The organism is Streptomyces sp. V4I23 (assembly GCF_030817975.1).
GTDB lineage: Bacteria > Actinomycetota > Actinomycetes > Streptomycetales > Streptomycetaceae > Streptomyces.
Genome location: NZ_JAUSZW010000004.1, coordinates 5,052,065 through 5,073,108 on the forward strand (window position 1 = coordinate 5,052,065; position 21,044 = coordinate 5,073,108).

Genomic DNA, 21,044 nt, shown 5'->3' on the forward strand with positions numbered 1-21,044 from the left:
AAGATCCGCAAGGACCGTATGACCGGGGGCAGGAAGCTGACCGCTGAGCGGGCCGCATACTTCCAGCTCATGGAGCAGGGCTACAGCACCCGGGAAGCGGCCCGGATCGTCGGGATCAACCTCCGCACGGGCAAGCGGTGGCGCAATGGACGCGCCGCCTCGGGCAAGGACAAGGCGGCACCACCAGTGAATGCGGTGGTGCCGCTGTCCGTTGGGACGACGCCTTTCGTGCCCTCGCGATACCTGGGCGAGGCAGAGCGCATCCACATCGCCGACCGGCTGCGTGAGAAGGCATCCATCCGGCAGATCGCCGCCGAGCTGGGCCGCAGCCCTTCCACCATCAGCCGCGAGATACGCCGCAACCGCCGGGCCATGCCCAAGGGAGGATGGACCTACCAGCCCTTCCATGCCCACCGCCGTGCCGGACGGCGCCGCCCCCGGCCCAAGGTCGGCAAGATCGGCCAGAACCCCGAGCTGCGGGACTTCATCCAGGACCACCTGACGATGCGGTGGAGCCCCGAGCAGATCTGCCAGGCTCTGCGGGCACGCTTCCCCGACCGGCCGGAGATGCACGTGACCCACGAAACGATCTACCAGGCCCTCTACGTCCAGGGCCGCGGTGAACTGCGCCGGGAGCTGACCCGTGCCCTGCGCACCGGACGTGCCATGCGCCGCCCGCACCGCCACGCGGCCAAGCGGATCTCCCGGCCGATCAAGAACATGGTCATGATCAGCGACCGGCCGGCCGAAGCGGAGGACCGTGCCGTTCCCGGCCACTGGGAAGGCGATCTCATCATCGGCAAGGACGGCCGCTCCGCCATCGGCACCCTCGTCGAACGCTCCACCCGCTACGTGATGCTCGTGCATCTGCCCCACGGCCACAGTGCCCTCGCGACCCGCAACGCGCTCGCCACCACCGTCCAGACCCTCCCGCCGCACCTGTGGCGATCCCTGACCTGGGACCAGGGCTCGGAGATGGCCGCCCACCGCGCATTCACCGTCGCCACCGACATCCCGGTCTACTTCTGCAACCCCGCCAGCCCCTGGCAGCGCGGCTCGAACGAGAACACGAACGGCCTGCTGCGGCAGTACTTCCCCAAGGGAACCGACCCTGAGCAGCCACACACCCGAGCACTTGGAGACCGTGGCCGCCGAACTCAACAGCCGCCCACGCAAAACACTCGGCTGGGAAACCCCAGCCGAGCGCCTCGCTAAGCTACTGGGCCTAGCCAGCTGACCAGCAGTGTTGCAACGACCCCTCGAATTCGCCTGATCGGCTGGGGGCCTGCGGTCACACGGTCACACGGTCACGCCGTGCGGACGGTGAAGCCGCACCAGGCGGTCCACTGCGAGACGGCGTCGCCGTCCTGGACCCGTACCCGCCAGCGGTAGTCGCCGTCGGCGAGCCGGCCCTCGGCCACTTGGAGCGCGGCGTTCTGGCTGGTCTCGCTGACCGTCTGCCGGCGCAGCACCGGCTTTCCGTCCGCCTCCTCGACCTCGAAGACCACCTTCCGGCCGGGTGCCGCCTCGCCGGGCTTCTCGACCGTTCCGGGCGGGGCCACCGACTCCAGCGTCGCGGCGAGCGTCGCCGAGCCCGAGGTGACGACCGGCTGCTGCGGCGCGCCGCAGAACTGGAAGCCCGCGTACGGGCCGTCGGACACGCGCGGGTTGTCCGGGGTACCCAGCAGGTCCCCGGGCGTACCGGCTTCCGCGCCGGCGGCGGTGGTCCGTGTCGCCGGGTTCGGGTCGGCCATGGACAGCGGCGCCGCGACCGCGGCGGCGGCCAGCGCCGCCACGACCGCCGTGACGAGCCGCGTGGGCCGCACGCCGGACACTGTGTTGAACAGACGCATCGCTTCTGTCTCCTCCTCGGCTACTTGACGTAGAGCACGTGGTCGGGGCTGGTGGCGGGCGAGACCGCCACGCACTGGTACGCGTTCCAGCGGTGCTCGGCCACGAGCCGCTTGCCGACCGCTTCACAGCCGCCGAGGTTGTGCAGATCCGCGAACTTCACCCAGTCCGCGGCCGTGTTGGCCTTCAGCCTGTTCGCCGCGACCTGCTCGGCGATCTGCCGGCCGGAGGCGACTCCGTCCGTACCGTCCCACCGGTAGTGGACACCCAGCCACACGCGGCCGACGGCGTTCTCCTCGGCGGCGGCGGAGAAGCTGGTGAAGGTGCGGGTCACGCCGAGGGCATTCGGGTCCTCGGTGGTCGCGGTGAAGGTCATGTTGTCCGTGCCGAACCACTTCTCCATGGCCTTGGCCCACGCGCCGCCGAAGGTGGCGTGCCCGGAGACGTACGCCGGGAAGTTGGGCGAGAAGTGCGTGCCGGTCCGGTCCTGCGACAGAGGCTGCCAGTTGGGATCGGCGACCGTCCCCGCGTTGCCGTCCCCGTCGACCCGGATCGCGGACTCGGGCCGCCACAGGTCGATGTCGGTCCGGTACTTGGCGTCCCAGGCCGAGACACCGGCATCGGCCATGGAGAAGGCGGCGAGCGCGAACAGCTTGGCGTTGCCGGCCACGGTCAGGCGCTGGTCCCGCGAAAGGATCTGGGTCAGCTCGAAGAGCTGGCCCGGCGGCTTGTAGGTGCCGTCGAGGTCGTTCGCCCAGAACAGGGCGGCCTCGCGCTGATCGGCCGTGCGGACGGTGGAGTCGCTCTTGCCGAGGTCCTTCACGTCCTTGACCTGGGTGGCGTACGCGGTGCTCTTCAGGAGGCTGTCCATGACCGTGTGTCCGGCGGGCCCGGCGGGCCGGAACTGCGAACCGGAGGTCATGGCGAACGGCTTCACGAGGCCCCAGTCGGGCGTGGCACCGGGCTTGCCGTCCGTCGGACGCCAGTAGCCGGGGGTCTGGCTGCCGGTGTACTGCGTCGTGGACGCCGAGCCGTCGCCCTGGCGGGCGCTGATCATGGCCGCCGCGGCCTGCTGCCCGACGGACGTGCCGGCCGCGCGCTGTTCCGCGCTCACCGCGGCCGGGATGGTGGCGCGCGCCGCGGCGATCTCGTCGTCGAAGTTCGCCCCCGGGTAGACACTGCGCAGCACGTCGAAGGCCGCGTGGTCGATGGCGCTGTTGACGTCGGGCACGGCGCCGTTGCTCGCGGTCGCCTTGATCAGATAGGGGTCGCCGAGGCACTGGACCGAGCCCTCGGCGCACTTGGCCGAGTTCACCGCGTCGTAGATCGCGCCGTGCATCATGGCGCCGGCCCGGGCCAGCGGACCGGGGGCGCCGCCGACCTCACGGAAGGTCTGCTGGAGGACGTCGTTCCAGTACACGACGTGGTCCTTGACCGGGTCGGCCGGGGTCTCGTACGTGACCAGGACCGACGGCGCGTGGGCGGCGTCATCGGCGGACGCGAAGATCTTGAACGCCTTGTAGTCGGTCTCGTCCGTGGCGCGCAGGCCGACGGTGTCCACCGTCCGGTCCACCTGGGACCACTGCTTGACGATCGGGGTGATGTCCTGGGAGACCCAGCGCGGTCCGCAGTCGGTGTGGCCGTGCGTCGCGGTGGAGGTGCCCGCCTTGGTGCGCCAGGCCGGCTGGTTGCTCCAGCGGGTGGCGGTGGAGACGGTCCCGGTGTCCCACACCTCCCAGGCGCGGGCCTCGCACGAGTCGGACCACACCGCGTAGAGGTTCAGCTCGGCGTTGAGGATGTCCTGGCCGGTGACCGAGGCGTCGCGCGGGAACTGGACGAACGAGCGCGCCTCGTTCTTCTGCCACTCGCGCCCGACCCGCAGGCCGACGTCGCCGGAGAGGTCGGCGGTCCCGCCGTTGACAACGGTCGTGTCGAAGTTCGTGCCGAAGTAGATCGCGGGGTCGATGGTGACCGGGTACGTCGTGTCCTTGTCGGCCAGGAAGCCGCGGTCGGCGCTCACGTCGAGCCTGTAGCCGCCCTTGGCGGCGCTCAGGTCGAGACCGACCGGTGCCCGGTTGCTCGCGGACAGACCGCGCGCGTCACGCGAGGCGTCCCACATCACGGGCGTCGGCAGCTTGCCCACGGTCCTGTTCGTCGCCGTGTCCGTGAAGGTGACCGAGGTGTCGGCGCCCTTCTCGGCCTTCAGGCCCTCGGTCCGCAGCGGCATGCTGACGTCCGCGGCGCGCTCGGCGGCCGCCCGGTTCTTGACGACGAGGAACTGCTCGAACCCGGTCCGGGTGGCCTCGACCACGAGGTCGGTGCCCGGCAGCGCGTCGGCGTAGGTGGCCTTGCCGCCCTTGAGTACGGGCCGGGGCAGGGCGCCCTGCCACCCGAGGGCGACGGACCGGTCCGTGCCGCCGAGGGTGACCAGGGTGCCGCCCTGTGCGCCGGCGCCGCCCGCGAGCCGGAGCCCGCGCGGATGGGCCTTCGGGCTCACCGAGCCGTCGGCGTTGCGCACGAGCGTGGTGTCCACCGCGACCCACGCACCGTTCTTGCGGAAGCGGACGGGGCCCGAGTGGGTCTCCAGCGACATGGTCCCGTCGGGGTTGGCCCACAGGGTGGTGTTCTCCGTACGGGCCCCGGTCACCTCGATCCGGCGGTCCTGCGCGGCGGCGGTGAGCCGGGCCGCGGCCTCCTCGGTGATCCGTGTGTCGTTCTGCTGTGAAGGAGCGGCCTGGGCGGCCGCGGCGGGCGGTTGGGGTGCGGCTTCGGCAGGAGAGACGGCCGCTGCGATCAGGCCCGCCTCGGCGACAAGGACCAGGGACAGCGGGACGGCGAACCGTCCGGGCCGCTTGCGGGAGCCGGCGCGCCTCCCTGTTCTGCCGTCGGGCAGGTGGGTCGATCTGTGCACGTGGTTCAGCCTCCAGAACAGTTGCTGCATGAGAACTGCCTTAGAACTGGCATACGAATCGTGACAGTCGACGCCTCGCCGTGTCCCGGATCTTCACGAGTGGGGGATGTGAGGGTGATCATGGCCGGAATGAGGAACTCCGGTGCCCGCGGCGGCAGTTGAAAGAAGATCATTTTCGGTGGTGGTCACGTGCCGGCCGAGCGCGCCGCGGGCTCCCGAGGGGGAGTGGCAGCACGAGGCCCTCGTCCGTCGGACGAGGGCCTCGTGTGTGTCGGTGCGCCGCCAGGGACTCGAACCCCGGACCCGCTGATTAAGAGTCAGCTGCTCTAACCAACTGAGCTAGCGGCGCCTGCTGACCTGGAGAACTCTACCCGATTCCCCGGGGTGCTCCGTGCGTCGCACTCTCGTTCCCTCGCCGCGCCCGGCCTGTCGGATCATCGCTTTTACCCTTCTATCGGTCAAAATGCATCAGGTCATGTCATTGAGGACACTGTCCCCGTGAGGGACGGTCAGAAGATCTTGTCGACTGCAGCTGCGGAGGGGACGCGTATGGCCGTGCCGGTCTTCGAGGAGTACGAGCCCGCCGGTGACTGCGCCTGCGCCGGATGCGTCGCTCGGCGGCGCAGGGCGCCCGCCGCCGGAGCACACCGGTCCGCCCACGGCTGCCGCCGCGCACTGGCGCTGATCACCGCACTCGGGCTGGTCCTCGGCGGAGCGGGGACGGCGGCGGCAGCCGAGTACGTCCCCGGGGCCGCGCGGTCCGCGCCCTCCTTTGAGCCCGGGCCGTCGACCGAGCAGGGGGCCGAAGGTCCCCTGTACGGGCCGTCGGGCAAGCCCGCTCGGGGGCAGGCCCTGCGGGCGTCGACCCGGGCGCAGATCATCAACCGCGCGAAGAAGTGGGTCGGCGCCAAGGTGCCGTACAGCATGTCGAAGTACTGGTCCGACGGCTACCGCCAGGACTGCTCCGGCTATGTGTCCATGGCCTGGAACCTCGGGAGCAACGAGTGGACCGGCAGCCTCGCCGAGTTCGGCGACCGCATCCTCCGCGAGGACCTGCAGCCCGGCGACATCCTGCTCTTCCACAACCCCGAGAACCCCACCAAGGGTTCGCACGTCACGATCTTCGGCGGCTGGACCGACTACACGCACTCCTACTACGTCGCGTACGAGCAGACCAAGCCGCACACCCGCAAACAGGCCACACCCATGGCGTACTGGAACAACTCCGCGAGCTACGTCGCCTACCGCTACAAGGGCGTCGTCACCTCGGCGCCGACACGGGGCTCCGCGAGCTCGGCCACGCCCTACCCGGGTGATGCCTCCTTCGGCCCCGGCGCCGTCAACAAGTACGTCACCGAGCTCGGGAAGATGCTGATGGCGCGCGGAGGCAAACGCTTCTACGCCGACGGCCCAGGACCGCGCTGGTCCGACGCCGACCGGCGTGCCACCGAGGCGTTCCAGCGGGCCCAGGGCTGGCGGGGCGCCGAGGCGAACGGACTGCCCGGCCCCCACACCTGGCGGCTGCTGGCGAAGACGCAGGGCAAGGACATTCCGGCCGCGGTGACCGGCGGCTCCAGAGCGGCGCGGCCGCCCGCCTTCCCCGGGCGCGACCACTTCCGCCCCGGCCGGTCCAGCGGTCACATCAGCCTGCTCGGCAGGCAGCTCGTCCAGCGCGGCTACGGCAGGTACGACACCTCGGGCACCTCGTCGCGCTGGAGCGAGGCCCACCGGCTGGGCGTCCAGGCGTTCCAGCGCGCACAGGGCTGGCGGGGCGGTGAGGCGGACGGCTACCCGGGCCCCGATACCTGGCGGCGGCTCTTCGCCGCCCGCTGACCGGGCGGGCCGGTCCCGCCACCGATGCGTCATGAGTACGAGCTGACACGAGCAACGAGCGAAAGCCGAGGCGGCATGAACAGCACGATGTCGGAGCCGGAGGGCACGGTCCCGTCCGACGGCCAGCGGCGCAGCCCCGTCATCGCGGGCGAGACGACGACCGAGATCCCGGTGCACCTGCTCTTCCGGGACGACAACGGGCCGCTCAAGCTGCCCCCGGACCTCAGACCCGCCGTCGTCCCCCGGCGGCAGGGCACCGGCGAGCAGCCGAGGATCGGCCGCTCCACGCCGCCGCCGGCACCTCAGCCGCCGGCTCCCGAAGCGTCCGTGCCGCCGGTCGACCCGTCCCTGGCCGAGCGTCCCGGACCCGTGCTGCCCGGCTGGACCGGGCTCGTCGCCGGGACCTTCTCGCTCGCCGGGATCGGCGCGGTTCTGTGGGGGACGGGGGCGGTGCCGGATGTGGTCGCGGCCCTGTTCGGAGTGACCCCGCCGCCGTACCGGGGCATCGGCATCGGCCTGTGGTGCCTGCTCGCGCTCGGTGTCCTGCTCGCGCTGTTCGGGCTCGGCGGACTCGGCCGCGGGAGCGTCGGCCACGCCTGGGTCCTCACCCTCTGCGGCGACTACCGGGGCACCGTGCGCCGTACGGGACTGTTGTGGATGAGCCCGCTGGTGCTGCGCCGCCGCGTCGACGTACGGCTGCGTCACTGGCGCAGCGAGCCGATGCCCGCCCGCGACGCCGAGGGCACGGCACTGCGGGTGGTGGTGCTCGTCGTGTGGCGCGTCAAGGACGCCGCGCGGGCGGTCCTCGGTGTCGAGGACCACGAGGCGTACCTCAGGGAGCAGGTAGAGCTGGCCACCACCCGGGTGCTCTCGCAACTGCCCGCCGACGCTCCCCCTGTCTTCGACGAGGGGACCCCCATCGGGGAGGCGGTCCCCACGCTGCGCGACGCCGAGAAGGTGGGGGCCACGCTGACGAAGGCTCTCGCGGCCGAGTGCGCCCCGGTGGGCATCGAGATCTTCACGGCCCAGCCGACGGCGATCGACTACGCACCCGAGGTGGCGGACGCCATGCAGCGCCGCCGGATCGCGGCGATCGACGAACGCCACCGCGACAGCGTCCTCACCTCGGTGGTCGACGCGGTGGACGACACGGTGAGCCGGCTCACCTGCCGGGGGCTCATCGAGCCGGACGACTACGAGCGCAAGGCGCTGGTGAAGGACCTGACCGTTGCCTTCTACACAGGCCGGGCCGGGGGCGCGGACCGGTGGCACGCCTCTTCGTGATTGGTCTGGACATGGCGAACTCGCGTCAATACATTGGGACTTGGTCTAGACCGGAATAGGTACGACCGCGCGCGTGCCGTACGTCCCACGGAACTCCCCCACGTTCTTCCTGGAGCCAGCATGCGAAAGAAGATAGGCGCGGCCGTGGTCGGCCTCGCCGTGACGGGCGCCACCCTGCTCGCCACCGGCAGCGCCAGCAGCCACGGCTACACCGACTCACCCATCAGCCGCCAGAAGCTCTGTGCCAACGGCACCGTGAGCAACTGCGGTCCCATCCAGTGGGAACCGCAGAGTGTCGAGGGCCCCAAGGGCTTCCCCGCCGCCGGCCCCGCCGACGGCAGGATCTGCTCGGCGGGCCTGTCGCAGTTCGCCCAGCTCGACGACCCGCGGGGCGGCGCCTGGCCCACGACCAGGGTCAGCTCCGGCCAGAACTACACCTTCCGGTGGCAGTTCACCGCCCGGCACCGCACCACCGACTTCAAGTACTTCATCACCAAGCCCGGTTGGAACCCCGGCCAGCCGCTGACCAGGGCCGCCCTCGAGTCGCAGCCCTTCCTGACCGTGCCCTACGGCGGTCAGCAGCCGCCGGCGACGCTCTCCCACTCCGGCAACCTGCCCCAGCGCAGCGGACGCCATCTGATCCTGGCGGTGTGGACCGTCCACGACACGGCCAACGCGTTCTACGCCTGCTCCGACGTCCAGTTCTGAGGGCCGGACGCCGCCTGACGGTCCGTCACGGGGGTAGGGCAGGCCCTACCCCCGTACACCCCCTGGGCACATGGCCCGCGCCGCCGCGCCCCGCCTACCGTGTGCGCCATGGACGGTGTGCGCACCCCTGGCAGGCCCTGAGCCGGCGGGACTTCCTGCTGAGCGGATGGCCCGGGCGGGCCGCCGCGTACCTGGCGAGCAGCGCCGTCACCGGCGTCGTCGCCCTCACCGTCCTCGTCGTGCTCGCCGCGTTCTCGCTCGTCCTCGTCGGACTGCCGCTGCTCGTCCTCGGCGGGACCGCCCTCGCCGTCGTCGAGCGGCGCAGACTGCGGATCGCCGACCGCGAGAACGCGCCCAGCCCGCACCGCACTCCCGGTGCGCCCGGCCTCGCCGCCTGGCTGCGGGTGCGCCTCGGCGAACAGGCGACCTGGCGGGAGCTCGCCTACGGGCTGCTGCACGCCCTGGTCCTGTGGCCGCTCGACGTGCTGGCCGTGTGCGTCGGGGTCGGCTCCCCGCCGGACTGGCCGCGGCGCCCCTGCAGCTGGCGCTCGACGGCGAGGAGGCGCGCGTGGTGAAGACCGTGCTGGTCACCACCTACCCGCAGGCGTTCGCGGCGGCCGCCGCCGGGCTGCTGCTCCTGCCCGTCCTGCTGTACCCGCTCGCCGCACTCGCCGGGGCGCGCGCCCAGCTCACCCGGCTGCTGCTCGCCCCGAGCGAGGGTGAGCTGCGGGAGCGGCTGACGGAGGTGACCCGGTCGCGGGCCCGGCTCGTCGTCGCCTTCGAGGCACTCGCCAACGTCGGCAGGCACAGCGGCGCGTCCCGCGCCCGCGTGGACGCGCGGCACACCGGCGAGCGGCTCGTCGTGGAGGTGCACGACGACGGCCGCGGCGGCGCCGAGCCCGTGCGGGGCACCGGACCGACCGGTCTGGCAGACCGGCTCGCCGTCCTCGATGGCACACTGACCGTCGACAGCCCGGAGGGCGCGCCGACCATGCTGCGAGTGGAGATCTCTTGCCGAGCGCTCTCCGGATAGTCCTGGCCGAGGACGGTGTCCTGCTGCGCGAGGGGCTGATCGCGCTGATCGGCCGCTGCGGCCACGAGGTCGTCGCCGCGGTCGGGGACGCAGGCGCGCTGCGCGACGCGGTCGCCGACCATGATCCGGACCTCGTCGTCACCGACGTCCGGATGCCTCCCGGCTTCCAGGACGAGGGACTGCGCGCCGCCGTCGCCCTGCGCGCCGAACGCCCCGCCCTGCCGGTGCTGGTGCTCAGCCAGTACGTGCAACGGGAGTAGGCGGCCGAGCTCCTCGGCACCGGCGACGGCTCGGGCGTGGGCTACCTGCTCAAGGACCGCATCGGCCAGGTCGAGGAGTTTCCTGGCTGCCCTGACACAGGTCGCCGCGGGCGGCACGGTCGTCGACCCCGAGGTCGTGCGGCAGCTCCTGCGCCGCCGCCGTGATCCGCTCGCCGCTCTCACGCCGCGCGAGCGGGAGGTCCTCGCGCTGGTCGCGGAGGGGAAGTCGAACGAGGCGATCGCGCGGCAGCTCTTCGTCACCGAGGCGGCCGTCGGCAAGCACATCGGCAACATCCTCGCCAAGCTCGACCTGCCGCCGGCCGAGGACACCCACCGCCGGGTGCTCGCGGTGCTCGCCCACCTCCGCTGACGCCGCGTCCCGCCCCTTCCCGAACAGCCCCCGCGTGACGGCCGTCGGGCGAAGTTCACCCTTTCGACCGGCGCGTACATGCTGTGCGGGACGTGCGTCGAGCGGGACTCTGGATCCGCCGTGGACAGGCCACGTGCGTGCATCAACTCCCGCTCCTCGCCCGGAGGTTCTGCATGCGTCGCCGACTTGCCCCTTCCCTCGTGGCCACCGCTCTCGCGGTGCCCGCCGCGCTCCTGCCGGCATCCGCCGCGTCGGCAGCGCCGGCCGACAAGCCCCAGGTCCTCAGCGCCTGGACGCAGACCAGCCTCACCAGCCACCACGCCTGGGCGGCCGCCCGGGCGAACCAGAGCGCCTGGAGCGCGTACGGATTCAACTGGTCCACGGACTACTGCTCCTCGTCCCCGGACAACCCGTTCGGCTTCCCGTTCAGGGCGGCCTGCGCCCGCCACGACTTCGGCTACCGCAACTACAAGGCGGCAGGCACGTTCGCGGCCAACAAGACGCGCCTGGACTCTGCGTTCTACGAGGACATGAAGAGGGTGTGCGCCCGGTACGCGGGCGCGACGCGCACCTCGTGCCGTTCGACCGCCTGGACGTACTACCACGCGGTGGCCGTCTTCGGCGTGACGGCGCCGGCCGGCGCCCCCGTGACCTGAGCATGCCGAAGGACCCCTCGCTTGGGCGAGGGGTCCTTCGGCATGTGTGCGCCGCCAGGGACTCGAACCCCGGACCCGCTGATTAAGAGTCAGCTGCTCTAACCAACTGAGCTAGCGGCGCCTCTTTGCCTGCCGCTCGGAGCGGCTGACTCATTAATAGTACCTGGTCCCGGGGGGTGCTCCTGACCACCTGGGACCGGAGGCGGGTCGCGGCCCTAGATCGCCAGCGAGAGCACCACCGGAGCGGCCCTGCGGTTGAGCGTGTACGCCGCCGAGCGCAGCCGGTGGGCGTGCTCGATGGGCAGGGAGAGCGCCAGGCAGCCCACGGCCGAGCCCGCCGTCAGCGGCACCGCGGCGCAGACCGTGCCCACCGCGTACTCCTGCAGGTCGAGGACGGGGACCGTCGGCGGCTGGGCGTCCAGCTTCGAGAAGAGCAGCCGCTCGCTGGTGATCGTCCGCGAGGTCAGACGCGCGATCTTGTGGCGCGAGAGGTGGTCGCGGCGGCCGTTCACGTCGAGCTGGGTCAGCAGGCACTTGCCGACCGCGCTGGCGTGGGCGGCCGAGCGGAAGTCCACCCACTCGTTCACCTTCGGCGTGCGCGGGCCGTCGGCGAACTGGGTGATCTTGACCTCGCCGTCGATGTAGCGGCTGATGTAGACGGCGGCGCCCACCGAGTCGCGCAGCTCGGTCAGGGTCTCCTGGAGCTTGGCCTCCAGGGCTTCCTTGCGGGTGGCGCCGGAGCCGAGCAGGACCAGGGAGTCGCCGATCACGTACGCGCCGTCGGTGACCTGCTCCACGTATCCCTCGCGGCGGAGCATGGCGAGCACGGGAGCGAGATGACCGGCGGGCAGGCCGGTCTCGCGTGCGATCTGGACGTCGGAGACACCGCCACCGTGCTTGGAGACCGTTTCCAGGACGCGCAAGACGTATTGCACCGAGTGGAACGGCGCGGTCGGCTCAGGCTTCAGCGCCACGGTTTCCCCCTAGCAGGTTGTGACCGCAAGCTTCGGTACCACGATACCGGCCAAGAGCCGTTTCGGACTGGGCTGTTGGCGTAAATGCCGGGGCGCCCCAGCGGCCTGTGCTGGGGCGCATCACTTTGGCATATGCCAGAGTCAAGCCTCACCGACAGAGTGAATGGTCAGAGCACCGCACCGAGGAATTCGCGCGTGCGTTCGTGCTCCGGGTCGGAGAAGATTTTTTCCGGCGGGCCCGACTCGATGACCTTGCCGGAGTCGAACATCAGGACATCGTCAGAGATGTCCCGGGCGAAGTTCATCTCGTGCGTGACGCACACCATCGTGATGTCCGTCGTGCGGGCGATGTCCCGCAGGAGATCCAGTACGCCGGCCACGAGCTCGGGGTCGAGCGCCGAGGTCACCTCGTCCAGCAGGAGCACCTGCGGCCGCATCGCCAGCGCGCGGGCGATCGCCACCCGCTGCTGCTGGCCGCCCGACAGCTGCGTCGGCTTCGCGTCGGCGCGGTCGCCGAGCCCCACGAGGTCCAGCAGCTCCCGGGCCCGGGCCTCGGCCTCGTCCTTGGACAGGCCGAGCACCCGCACCGGCGCCTCGGTGATGTTGCGCAGCACGGTCATGTTCGGGAACAGGTTGAACTGCTGGAAGACCATGCCGATCTTCTTGCGCGCCTCGCGGCGCTCCTTCTCGGCGGCCGGGAAGAGCCGGCTGCCGTTCACCTGGATCGTGCCCTCGTCGGGCGTCTCCAGCGTCATCAGCAGCCGCAGGATCGTCGTCTTCCCGGAGCCGGACGGGCCGATCAGGGTGACGTGCCTGCCGGACCTCACCGAGAAGCAGAGGTCGTCGAGGACCGTGGTGTCGCCGAATCTCTTGGTGACGTTCTCGAAACGGATCAGTTCTTCGGGCGTGGTGTCGTGGGTGTCAGCGGACAAGGCGGCGCTCCAGGGCTCGTACGAGAAGAGATGCCGGATAGGCGATGAGGACGAAGGCGAGACCGATCACGGTCAGCGGCTCGGTGTACTGGAACGTCGAGGCGCTCTCCAGCCGCGACTGCTGGAGCATCTCCAGCACGCCGATGGCGGCGAGCAGCGGAGTGTCCTTGAGCATCGCGATCACGTAGTTGCCGAGCGCGGGGGTGATCCGGCGGACCGCCTGCGGCAGGATCACGGCGAACCAGGTGCGGTGGGCGGGCAGGCTCAGGGCCGTCGCCGCCTCCCACTGCCCGGGCGGCACGGCGTCGATACCGGCCCGGTAGACGTGCGCGGTGTACGTCGAGTAGTGCAGCCCGATCGCGATCGTGCCGGTGGTCAGGGCGGAGAACTGGATGCCCCACTCCGGCAGCACGAAGTACAGGAAGAACAGCTGCACCAGCAACGGGGTCGTGCGGATGAACTCGGTGACGAGATTCACCGGCCACCGCACGAAGCGGCTCGGCGCCCGGAAGGCGATGGCCCACACGAGGCCGAGCGTGAACGAGATCAGCGAGCCGAGCACCAGCACCTGCAGGGTGACCAGCACACCGTCCCAGAAGCGTGGCATGAAGTCCGCGACCGCGGACCAGTCCCAGGTCACTTGGCCGCACCCCCCGTCACCGTGGCGCCGGCGGTCTCGGCCCCGGCGCGCCGGGAGAGCATGCCGCCCAGCAGACCGGGTTCCGGCTCGATGCCGATGTTCCGCTTCGTCCTGCGTTCCAGGGCCTTCATGGACCGGGTCACCGCGAGCGCGAGCAGGAAGTAGATCACCAGGCTGATCGTGTAGATCTGCGCGCTCTCCTGGGTGGCGAGCCGCACCAGATACGCGGCGAACGACACGTCGCCCACCCCGAGCAGCGACACCAGGGCGGTGCCCTTGAGCAGCTCGATCAGCAGGTTGCAGAACGGCGGGATCATCTCGGGCACCGCCTGCGGCAGCAGGATCAGCCGCATCCGCTCCCAGGGCGTGAGGCTGAGCGCGACCCCCGCCTCGCGCTGCGCCTTGGGCACCGCGTTCAGCGCGCCGCGCACGATCTCGGCGCCGTACGCGCCGTACGACAGGCCGAGCGCCAGCACCGCGGCCCACATGGGCACCAACTGCCAGCCCATGAGCGGCGGCACCACGAAGAACAGCCAGAACATCAGCACCAGCGCCGACGTCCCGCGGAAGATCTCGGTGTACGCGCCCGCCAGGAAGCGGACGGTGCGCGAGCGGTGCGTGCGGGCCGCGCCGACGCCGAAGGCCACGACCGCGGCGAGCACGGTGCTGTAGACCAGGAGTTGAACGGTGATCCAGATACCGGGGAGCACCCAGTTCTGCCAGAGTCCGGCTGTCATTTCTCGCACAGCTCCTCGGCAGTCAAGGTGGTCATCTCGCTCTCCGTGAAGCCGAAGGGCTTCAGGATGCGGAGGAGTTCACCGCTCTTCTTCATCTTGTGGATCTCGACGTTGAACGCGTCGCGCAGGTCGCTGTCGGTGGGGCGGAAGGCGAAACCGCCGCCGTCGATCTGCTTCTTGCCGTCCACGACCGCGGCGAACGGCTCGGTGGCCTCCGCCCGGGTGCTCTTGCGGACCACCTCGCGGGCGGTGAGCGCGGTCCCGGCGAAGACGTCGACGCGGCCGGACTCGACGGCGTTCAGCCCGGCCACCTGGTCCTGAAGGATCACGATGTCCTTCTCGGGTATGCCGGCCGCGACCGCGTACCCGATCTCCGCGTAGCCCGTACCGGACGCGAGCCTCGCCTTGGCCCGCACCACGTCCTCGTACGTCCGCAGGTTCTTGGGATTGCCCTTGCGCACGATGAACGAGTCGAGCATCTGGTACTCGGGGTCGGCGAAGACGACCTGCGCGCACCGTTCCTTGTTGATGTACATCCCGGCCGAAACCACGTCGAACTGCTGGGAGTTCAGCCCGGGTATGAGGGAGGCGAAGTCGGTGGCGACCGGCTGCACCCGGTCGATGCCGAGCCGCTTGAAGATGACCCGGGCGAGCTCGGGCGCTTCGCCCGTGAACTCGCCCTGGTCGTCCACGTAGCCGTACGGCACCTCCCCGGCGATGCCGAGGCGCACCGTGCCCTGGGACTTCAGGCGGGCCAGCGCGTCGCCGGACGGCACGCGGCCGCAGCCCGCGGCGCCGACGGCGGTGAGCGCGCCCGCCGCCGCGGTGCCGAGCAGCAGGGAGCGTCTGCTCATCGATCGTGGTTGTCTTCTACGAGCCATGGGCGCGCGGCTACCCGGGCCGCTCGTGGGTATGCGTAGGAAATGGCCGACCGATACCTGACCGTTGCTCTGGACCGGCGCGGAGTGCGGTGCACCGCCCGGCTCCTGACCGACAAGGCTCCGCTGACCTGCGCGGCGGTGTGGGACGCGCTTCCGCTGTCCGCGGACGTGTACCACGCGAAGTATGCGCGCAATGAGATCTATGCCCTTTTCCCGGCTTTCGCGCCCCAGGAGCCGCCGTTGGAGAACCCGACGGTGACGCCGATCCCCGGCGACCTGTGCTACTTCACCTTCACCGACGTGCAACTGGGCACGTCGTCGTACGGCTACGAGAGCCGCGCCGCCCCCGTGACGGTGGACCTGGCCCTGTTCTACGAGCGCAACAACCTGCTGCTGAACGGGGACACGGGGTGGGTGCCGGGGATCGTGTGGGGCACGGTGGTGGAGGGCCTGGAGGAGATGGCCTCGGCCTGCCAGGACCTCTGGCGCACGGGCGCGTCGGGGGAGACGCTGAGCTTCCGGCGCGCCTGACGCCCGGGGCGCTGCCCCTACCCCAGGGCCCCCGGCCCCGGGACCCCTGCCGCGCCCGACTCGTACAACGCGTGGGCCACCCGCAGCACCAGGCCGTCCGCGTACCGCGGGCCCACCAGCTGCGCGCCGATCGGCAGCCCCTCCGCGTCCAGCCCGCACGGCACCGTCGCCGCGGGCTGCTGCGTCATGTTGAACGGGTATGTGAAGGGCGTCCACCCCGTCCACCGCCGGTGGCCCGACCCCGACGGGACCTCCACGCCGGCCTCGAACGCCGTAAGCGGCAGCGTCGGCGTGACCAGCAGGTCGTACGCCGTGTGGAACCGCGCCATCCGCCGGCCCAGCTCCGCCCGGACGTCCACCGCCGCCAGGTACTCCAGCGCGCTGCGCCGCGCGCCGATGTCGCAGATCTCCCGCAGGCCCGGGTCCAACTGCTCCCGCTGCCGCGGGCCGAGGTGCTGCACCAGCCGGGCCGCGCCGGTGAACCACAGGGTGTGGAAGGCCTCGACCGGGTCCGTGATGTCCGGATCGGTCTCCTCGACGTACGCGCCGAGGTCGGCCAGCGCCGCGACCGTCCGCCGCACCGCCGACGCGACCGCGGGGCGGACCGCGACCTGACCGCCGAGCGTGGGGGAGTACGCGATCCGCAGGCCCTTCACTCCCTCGCCGAGCCCGTGCCGCACCTCGCGTGCCGGCCCCAGATGGGACCAGTCCCGCCAGTCCTCGCCGCTCATCACGTCGAGCATGAGCGCCGCGTCCGCCGCGTCCCTGGTCATCGGTCCGATATGGGACAGGCTGCCGAAGGGGCTCGACGGATACAGCGGCACGCGCCCGTACGTCGGCTTCAGCCCGAAGATCCCGCAGAAGGACGCCGGGATGCGGACCGACCCGCCCCCGTCCGTGCCGACCGACAGCGGGCCCGCGCCGAGCGCCACCGCCGCCGCGCCGCCGCCGCTGGAGCCGCCCGCGGTGCGCGAGGGGTCGTACGGGTTGCGCGTCACGCCGTGCCGCGGCGAGTCCGTGACCCCCTTCCAGCCGAACTCGGGCGTCGTCGTTTTCGCGAGGAACACCGCGCCGTGCTCCCGCAGTCGTGCGACCGACGGGGCGTCCTCGTCCCAGGCCCGGTCCGCGCGCACGGTCAGGGAACCGCGCAGCGTGGGCACACCGCGCTGGAGGACGAGGTCCTTCACGGTGACGGGCACCCCGTCGAGCAGCCCCTGCGGCTCTCCCCGGCGCCAGCGTTCCGCCGACGCCGCGGCCGCGGCGAGTGCCGCGTCGGCGTCGGTTCGTACGAAGGCGTTGACCAGCGGCTGAACGCTCTCGACGCGTTCCAGCGCCGCGCGGGTCGCGTCGACGGGGGAGAAGTCGCCCTGTGCGTAGCCGGCCAGCAGTTGACGAGCGGTGAGGTCAGTCAGGCGAGTGGTCATGCATGGGGACGTACCCACGTTTCTTGTCGACCACGTTCGGCAGGGGCTCTCCGGCCGCCCACAGCTCGTACATCCCGACGAACTGCTCGCTCAGCCGGTCCCGCCAGCCGATCGTGTCACCGCTCATGTGCGGGGAGACGATCAGCCCCGGAGCTTCCCACACCGGGCTGTCCGGTGCGAGCGGCTCCGACTCGAAGACGTCGAGGGCCGCGCCCGCGATCCAGCGCTTGTGCAGGGCGTCGAGGAGGTCGGCCTCGACGACGAGCGGTCCCCGGCCGACGTTGACGAAGCGGGCCGAGGGCTGCATCAGGCCGAAGCGGCGTGCGTCGAACATCCCCGCGGTCGTCTGGGTGAGCGGCGCCGCGCAGACCACCCAGTCGGCGCGGGCGAGCAGCGGGTCGAGGTCCTGCTCGCCGTGGATGCCGGGGCGGGCCTGACGGCCCACGACCGCCGTGGTGGCGCCGAGCGCCCGCAGGGCGCCGGCGACCGCCCGCCCGATGGGCCCGGCGCCGACCACCACGGCGCGGCTGCCCGCGACCGCGAGGCCCTCCCGGTGCCGCCACTCGTGGCGGCGCTGGAGCTCCAGCGTCACCGGCAGGTCCTTCGCCATCGCCAGGACGAGCGCCGCCACGTACTCGGCAATAGGCTGCTCGAAGATGCCGCGCGCATTGGTCACCACGGTGTCGGACACGGCAAGTGCTGGACAAAGGACGCGGTCGACGCCGGCGCTCGGGGTGTGCACCCACCGGGGCCGGGGACCTTCGCCGGGCCAGGCCCGACGGACCGCGTCGGAGGCGAAGTCCCACACCAACAGGACGTCCGCGTCGCGGAGTCGGGCCGCGAGCGTCTCCTCGTCGGCGTACTCCACCCGCACCTTGCCGGTCAGGCGGCCGAGGCGCGGCGGGGGGTCCGCGTTCAGCACGAGCAGAGTGGGTTCGGCCATCGGTCGGAGACCACCTCGTCACGTCGTAGATGTACGGATTGACCCACGCTCGCACCGGAACCTACCGTCGTCAACAAGACGCCAAGGGGGCTGAGCGCATGGATGTCGTCTCCTTTCTCGCCGGGCCGCAGCCGCAGCACGGCATCGGTGTGGTGGCACCCTTCGACTTCGCTCTGGACCGGGAGCTGTGGCGCTGGGTCCCCGACGACGTCTCGCTGCGTCTGACGCGCACCCCCTTCGTGCCCGTCGGGGTCTCCCTGGACCTGGCGCGGCTGGTGAGCGAGCACGAGACGCTGCGGGACGCGGTGCGGGCGCTGGGCGCCTCCGAGCCGGAGGTCGTCGCCTACGCGTGCGCATCGGGCAGTTTTGTCGGCGGCCTCGCCGGGGAACGCGCTCTGTGCGAGGTGATGCGCACGGCCGGCGACGTGCCGGCCCTGACGACGTCCGGCGCGCTCCTCGAAGCGCTCGGCGAGCTGGGGGCCCGGCGGATCGCGCTGCTGACGCCCTACACGGAATCGGTCACCCGGTCATTGGAGGACTATCTGGCGGAAGCGGGAGTGACGGTGGTGGGCCGGGCCTTCCTCGGGCTGACCCGGCACATCTGGAAAGTGCCGTACCGCGCGGTGGTCGACATGGCACGGGAGGTGTCGGTCGAGGGCGCCGACGCGCTGTTCATCAGCTGCACGAACCTGCCGACGTACGACGTGATCCCGCAACTGGAGGCCGAGCTGAGGGTGCCGGTGGTCTCCGCCAACCAGGTCACGATGTGGTCGGCCCTGCGCGCCGTCGGCGCCTCGGCGGTCGGCCCCTATCAGGCTCTGCTGATGGACGCCACGGCGGCGACGGCGGAGCCGGAAGGACAGGAGGGCGTGACATGACGACGGTGGGCCTGCTCTACCCCGGGCATGCGGCCGAGGACGACTACCCCCGTATCGAGACGCTGCTGACCGGTGTCAACCTGCCGGTCGTCCACACCGACATCGGCGAGGACGCGCACCGCGAGGACGCTCTGCGTGAGATGGGCTCGGCCGAGCGGCTGGCGGCCGGCGTGGAGGAGCTGAGGCTGTCGGGCGCCGAGTCGGTGGTGTGGGCCTGCACCAGCGGCTCGTTCGTGTACGGGTGGGAGGGGGCCCATGAGCAGACCCGGGCCCTGGCGCTGGCGGCCGGGCTCCCGGCCTCCAGCACGTCGTTCGCGTTCGCCCACGCCGCACGGGAGGTCGGGGCCACGCGGGTGGCGATCGCCGCGACGTATCCCCAGGACGTGACGGACCTGTTCGCCCGCTTCCTCGAGGCGGCGGGGCTCGAGGTGGTGGCCGCGCGGGCGAGCGGGATCGTGACGGCGGCCGAGGTGTCGACCTGGGGGCGCGAACAGGTGCTGGAGCTGCTGCGGAAGGGGGACGACCCGAGGGCCGACGCCGTCCTGCTGCCGGACACCGCCCTGCACACGGTGGCCCACCTGCCGGAGCTGGAGGAGGTGACAGGCAGGCCCGTGCTCACGGCGAACCAGGTGACGGTGTGGGAGGGGCTGCGGCTGGCGGAGCGCAGGGGCGCCTGGTCGGACGAGCTGGGCAGGCTGTTCGCCCGCAAGGACTGACCGCCCGTCGCCCGCAAGGACTGACCGCCCGGTTCACGGGTCTGCCGGGAATAAAACGGAGATGGCCTCCTGTTTTGGGTCGGGACACGTACGACTCATCCAGGAGGGCCCCACCCGTGAACGCAGTGGACGAGATCCGAGGCACGGCGGCCGGCACCGCCCCCGTCCCCCTGTCCGTGCTCGACCTGGTCACGGTCGGCAGCGGCCGCACGGCCTCCGACGCGCTGCGCACCAGTGTGGCCATCGCCCGCCTCGCCGAGAGCCGGGGCTACCACCGGCACTGGGTCGCCGAGCACCACTCCATGCCCGGCGTCGCGTCGTCCTCCCCGGCCGTGATCCTCGCCCACCTCGCCGCCCACACCGAGCGCATCCGCCTCGGCTCCGGCGGCGTGATGCTGCCCAACCACGCCCCGCTGGTCATCGCCGAGCAGTTCGGCACCCTGGAGGCGCTGGCGCCGGGCCGCGTCGACCTCGGCCTCGGCCGCGCGCCGGGCACGGACGGTGCGACGGCAGCGGCCCTGCGCCGTTCCGACACCCTCCACGAGGGCGCCGACGACTTCCCGCAGCAGCTCGCCGAGCTGATCCGGTTCCTCGACGACGACTTCCCGGACGGGCACCCGTACGCGCGCATCCACGCCGTGCCGGGACCGGTGCAGGCCACCGCGCCCGGCGGCGTCCAGTCCCCGGCCCGCCCGCCGGTCTGGCTGCTGGGCTCCTCCGGGTTCAGTGCCCGTCTCGCCGGGGCGCTCGGGCTGCCGTTCGCCTTCGCCCACCACTTCTCCGCGCAGAACACGCTCCCCGCCCTGGAGCTGTACCGGGAGAGCTTCCGGCCCTCGGCCGTGCTGGACGCTCCCTACGCCCTGATCGGCGTCTCGGCCCTCGCGGCGGACGACGAGCGGGAGGCCCGTCGCCAGGTGCTGACCGGAGCGCTGTCGATGGTGCGGCTGCGCACCGGCCGGCCCGGGCTGATCCCGACGCCGAAGGAGGCGGAGGAGTACGCCTTCAGCACGATGGAGCGGGAGTTCGTCGACAGCTGGCTGGCGAACATCGTCCACGGCACGCCGGACGCGGTGCGGGCGGGGCTGGACGACCTCCAGAAGCGCACCGGGGCGGACGAGCTGATGATCACGGCCAACGCGCACGGCGGTGATGTGCGCCTGCGCAGCTACGAGTTGATCGCGGACGCGTACGGTCTGCCCGCCTGAGTGGTTCGCCGGTGAACCTCTCGCGCGTGGCTCATTAAGGAGGACTTAAACCGCTCGTCACCCCGTGTGGCGAGCGGTTTTTCGCAACCGGCGCAGGTCCGGGGCGATTTCCGTAGCGGGGCCGGCCCCCGGTGCGTACCACGCTCCGCGCGGTGTCCCGTTCGGGGTTCCGCCCCGGGTCCGTGGTCCTGCGCCCTGGCGGGCTCGGGCTTCGGGGTCCGGCCCCGGGCTCCGCCCGGTTCTCCCTGCGCCTGCGCGCGTGCGGGGACCCAGCACC

Annotated in this window: 17 protein-coding genes, 2 tRNA genes and 3 pseudogenes; 11 read left to right on the forward strand and 11 right to left on the reverse strand. The window is 71.6% G+C overall.

What is annotated here, in order from left to right:
- Positions 1-69 precede the first annotated feature (69 nt).
- Positions 70-1,237 (forward strand): annotated as a pseudogene (locus QFZ82_RS25280) (IS30 family transposase).
- A gap of 70 nt (positions 1,238-1,307) precedes the next feature.
- Here the strand turns inward: QFZ82_RS25280 and QFZ82_RS25285 are convergent.
- The 3 genes from QFZ82_RS25285 to QFZ82_RS25295 all read right to left on the reverse strand — a co-directional run bounded on the left by QFZ82_RS25285 (position 1,308) and on the right by QFZ82_RS25295 (position 5,111).
- Positions 1,308-1,853, reverse strand: coding sequence for a hypothetical protein (locus tag QFZ82_RS25285; RefSeq protein ID WP_307715343.1), 546 nt, complete (start codon positions 1,851-1,853; stop codon positions 1,308-1,310).
- 20 nt (positions 1,854-1,873) lie between these two features.
- Positions 1,874-4,762 (reverse strand): DNRLRE domain-containing protein, encoded by a 2,889-nt coding sequence (locus QFZ82_RS25290; protein ID WP_307715344.1) that lies wholly within the window; start codon positions 4,760-4,762, stop codon positions 1,874-1,876.
- 275 nt (positions 4,763-5,037) lie between these two features.
- Positions 5,038-5,111 (reverse strand) — tRNA-Lys (locus tag QFZ82_RS25295).
- Positions 5,112-5,311: 200 nt separating this feature from the next.
- Here QFZ82_RS25295 and QFZ82_RS25300 point away from each other — a divergent pair.
- From QFZ82_RS25300 to QFZ82_RS25325, 6 genes and pseudogenes are all read left to right on the forward strand, one after another.
- Complete coding sequence (locus QFZ82_RS25300; RefSeq protein ID WP_307715345.1) at positions 5,312-6,595, forward strand: peptidoglycan-binding protein; 1,284 nt, start codon at positions 5,312-5,314, stop codon at positions 6,593-6,595.
- A 75-nt stretch (positions 6,596-6,670) separates the two neighbouring features.
- Positions 6,671-7,879: an SPFH domain-containing protein gene (locus QFZ82_RS25305; protein WP_307715346.1), complete on the forward strand. Its 1,209-nt coding sequence runs from the start codon at positions 6,671-6,673 to the stop codon at positions 7,877-7,879.
- Positions 7,880-7,999: 120 nt separating this feature from the next.
- Complete coding sequence (locus QFZ82_RS25310; RefSeq protein ID WP_307715347.1) at positions 8,000-8,587, forward strand: lytic polysaccharide monooxygenase; 588 nt, start codon at positions 8,000-8,002, stop codon at positions 8,585-8,587.
- Between the two features lie 137 nt (positions 8,588-8,724).
- Positions 8,725-9,620, forward strand: a pseudogene (locus QFZ82_RS25315) (sensor domain-containing protein).
- A pseudogene (locus QFZ82_RS25320) lies at positions 9,599-10,250 on the forward strand (LuxR C-terminal-related transcriptional regulator). Before QFZ82_RS25315 ends, QFZ82_RS25320 begins: the two co-directional pseudogenes overlap by 22 nt.
- Positions 10,251-10,423: 173 nt before the next feature.
- Complete coding sequence (locus QFZ82_RS25325) at positions 10,424-10,906, forward strand: phospholipase (protein ID WP_307715348.1); 483 nt, start codon at positions 10,424-10,426, stop codon at positions 10,904-10,906.
- 47 nt (positions 10,907-10,953) lie between these two features.
- Here the strand turns inward: QFZ82_RS25325 and QFZ82_RS25330 are convergent.
- The 6 genes from QFZ82_RS25330 to ehuB form a co-directional block, all read right to left on the reverse strand.
- A tRNA-Lys gene (locus QFZ82_RS25330) sits at positions 10,954-11,027 on the reverse strand.
- 94 nt (positions 11,028-11,121) lie between these two features.
- Positions 11,122-11,880: an IclR family transcriptional regulator gene (locus QFZ82_RS25335; protein ID WP_307715349.1), complete on the reverse strand. Its 759-nt coding sequence runs from the start codon at positions 11,878-11,880 to the stop codon at positions 11,122-11,124.
- 167 nt (positions 11,881-12,047) lie between these two features.
- The gene (gene ehuA, locus QFZ82_RS25340) at positions 12,048-12,812 is read right to left on the reverse strand and encodes an ectoine/hydroxyectoine ABC transporter ATP-binding protein EhuA (RefSeq protein WP_307715350.1); all 765 of its coding nucleotides are present in this window, start codon (positions 12,810-12,812) and stop codon (positions 12,048-12,050) included.
- Positions 12,802-13,452 (reverse strand): ectoine/hydroxyectoine ABC transporter permease subunit EhuD, encoded by a 651-nt coding sequence (gene ehuD, locus QFZ82_RS25345; RefSeq protein ID WP_307715351.1) that lies wholly within the window; start codon positions 13,450-13,452, stop codon positions 12,802-12,804. Before ehuD ends, ehuA begins: the two co-directional genes overlap by 11 nt.
- The gene (ehuC, locus tag QFZ82_RS25350; RefSeq protein WP_307715352.1) at positions 13,449-14,189 is read right to left on the reverse strand and encodes an ectoine/hydroxyectoine ABC transporter permease subunit EhuC; all 741 of its coding nucleotides are present in this window, start codon (positions 14,187-14,189) and stop codon (positions 13,449-13,451) included. Before ehuC ends, ehuD begins: the two co-directional genes overlap by 4 nt.
- Positions 14,186-15,043 (reverse strand): ectoine/hydroxyectoine ABC transporter substrate-binding protein EhuB, encoded by an 858-nt coding sequence (gene ehuB / locus QFZ82_RS25355; protein WP_307715353.1) that lies wholly within the window; start codon positions 15,041-15,043, stop codon positions 14,186-14,188. The genes ehuC and ehuB overlap by 4 nt, the downstream gene beginning before the upstream one ends.
- 69 nt (positions 15,044-15,112) lie before the next feature.
- Here ehuB and QFZ82_RS25360 point away from each other — a divergent pair, with 69 nt between their 5' ends.
- On the forward strand, positions 15,113-15,601 hold the full coding sequence (locus QFZ82_RS25360; RefSeq protein WP_177153754.1) for a DUF3830 family protein: 489 nt from the start codon (positions 15,113-15,115) through the stop codon (positions 15,599-15,601).
- A gap of 17 nt (positions 15,602-15,618) precedes the next feature.
- On the opposite strand, the gene QFZ82_RS25365 is transcribed toward QFZ82_RS25360, so the two are convergent.
- Together QFZ82_RS25365 and QFZ82_RS25370 are read right to left on the reverse strand one after the other, a co-directional pair.
- Complete coding sequence (locus QFZ82_RS25365) at positions 15,619-17,025, reverse strand: amidase (protein WP_307715354.1); 1,407 nt, start codon at positions 17,023-17,025, stop codon at positions 15,619-15,621.
- Entirely contained in the window at positions 17,006-17,968 is a 963-nt protein-coding gene (locus tag QFZ82_RS25370) for a D-2-hydroxyacid dehydrogenase (protein WP_307715355.1), read from the reverse strand. Before QFZ82_RS25370 ends, QFZ82_RS25365 begins: the two co-directional genes overlap by 20 nt.
- A 98-nt stretch (positions 17,969-18,066) precedes the next feature.
- Between QFZ82_RS25370 and QFZ82_RS25375 the strand changes: the two genes are divergently transcribed.
- The 3 genes from QFZ82_RS25375 (at position 18,067) to QFZ82_RS25385 (ending at position 20,767) form a co-directional block, all read left to right on the forward strand.
- Positions 18,067-18,846, forward strand: a complete 780-nt coding sequence (locus QFZ82_RS25375) for an aspartate/glutamate racemase family protein (RefSeq protein ID WP_307715356.1) — start codon at positions 18,067-18,069, stop codon at positions 18,844-18,846.
- Positions 18,843-19,562 carry an aspartate/glutamate racemase family protein gene (locus tag QFZ82_RS25380; protein ID WP_177153758.1) on the forward strand — a complete coding sequence of 240 codons (720 nt, stop codon included), beginning with the start codon at positions 18,843-18,845 and terminating at the stop codon, positions 19,560-19,562. The genes QFZ82_RS25375 and QFZ82_RS25380 overlap by 4 nt, the downstream gene beginning before the upstream one ends.
- Before the next feature lie 116 nt (positions 19,563-19,678).
- Entirely contained in the window at positions 19,679-20,767 is a 1,089-nt protein-coding gene (locus QFZ82_RS25385) for an LLM class flavin-dependent oxidoreductase (RefSeq protein WP_307715357.1), read from the forward strand.
- Positions 20,768-21,044: the final 277 nt, after the last annotated feature.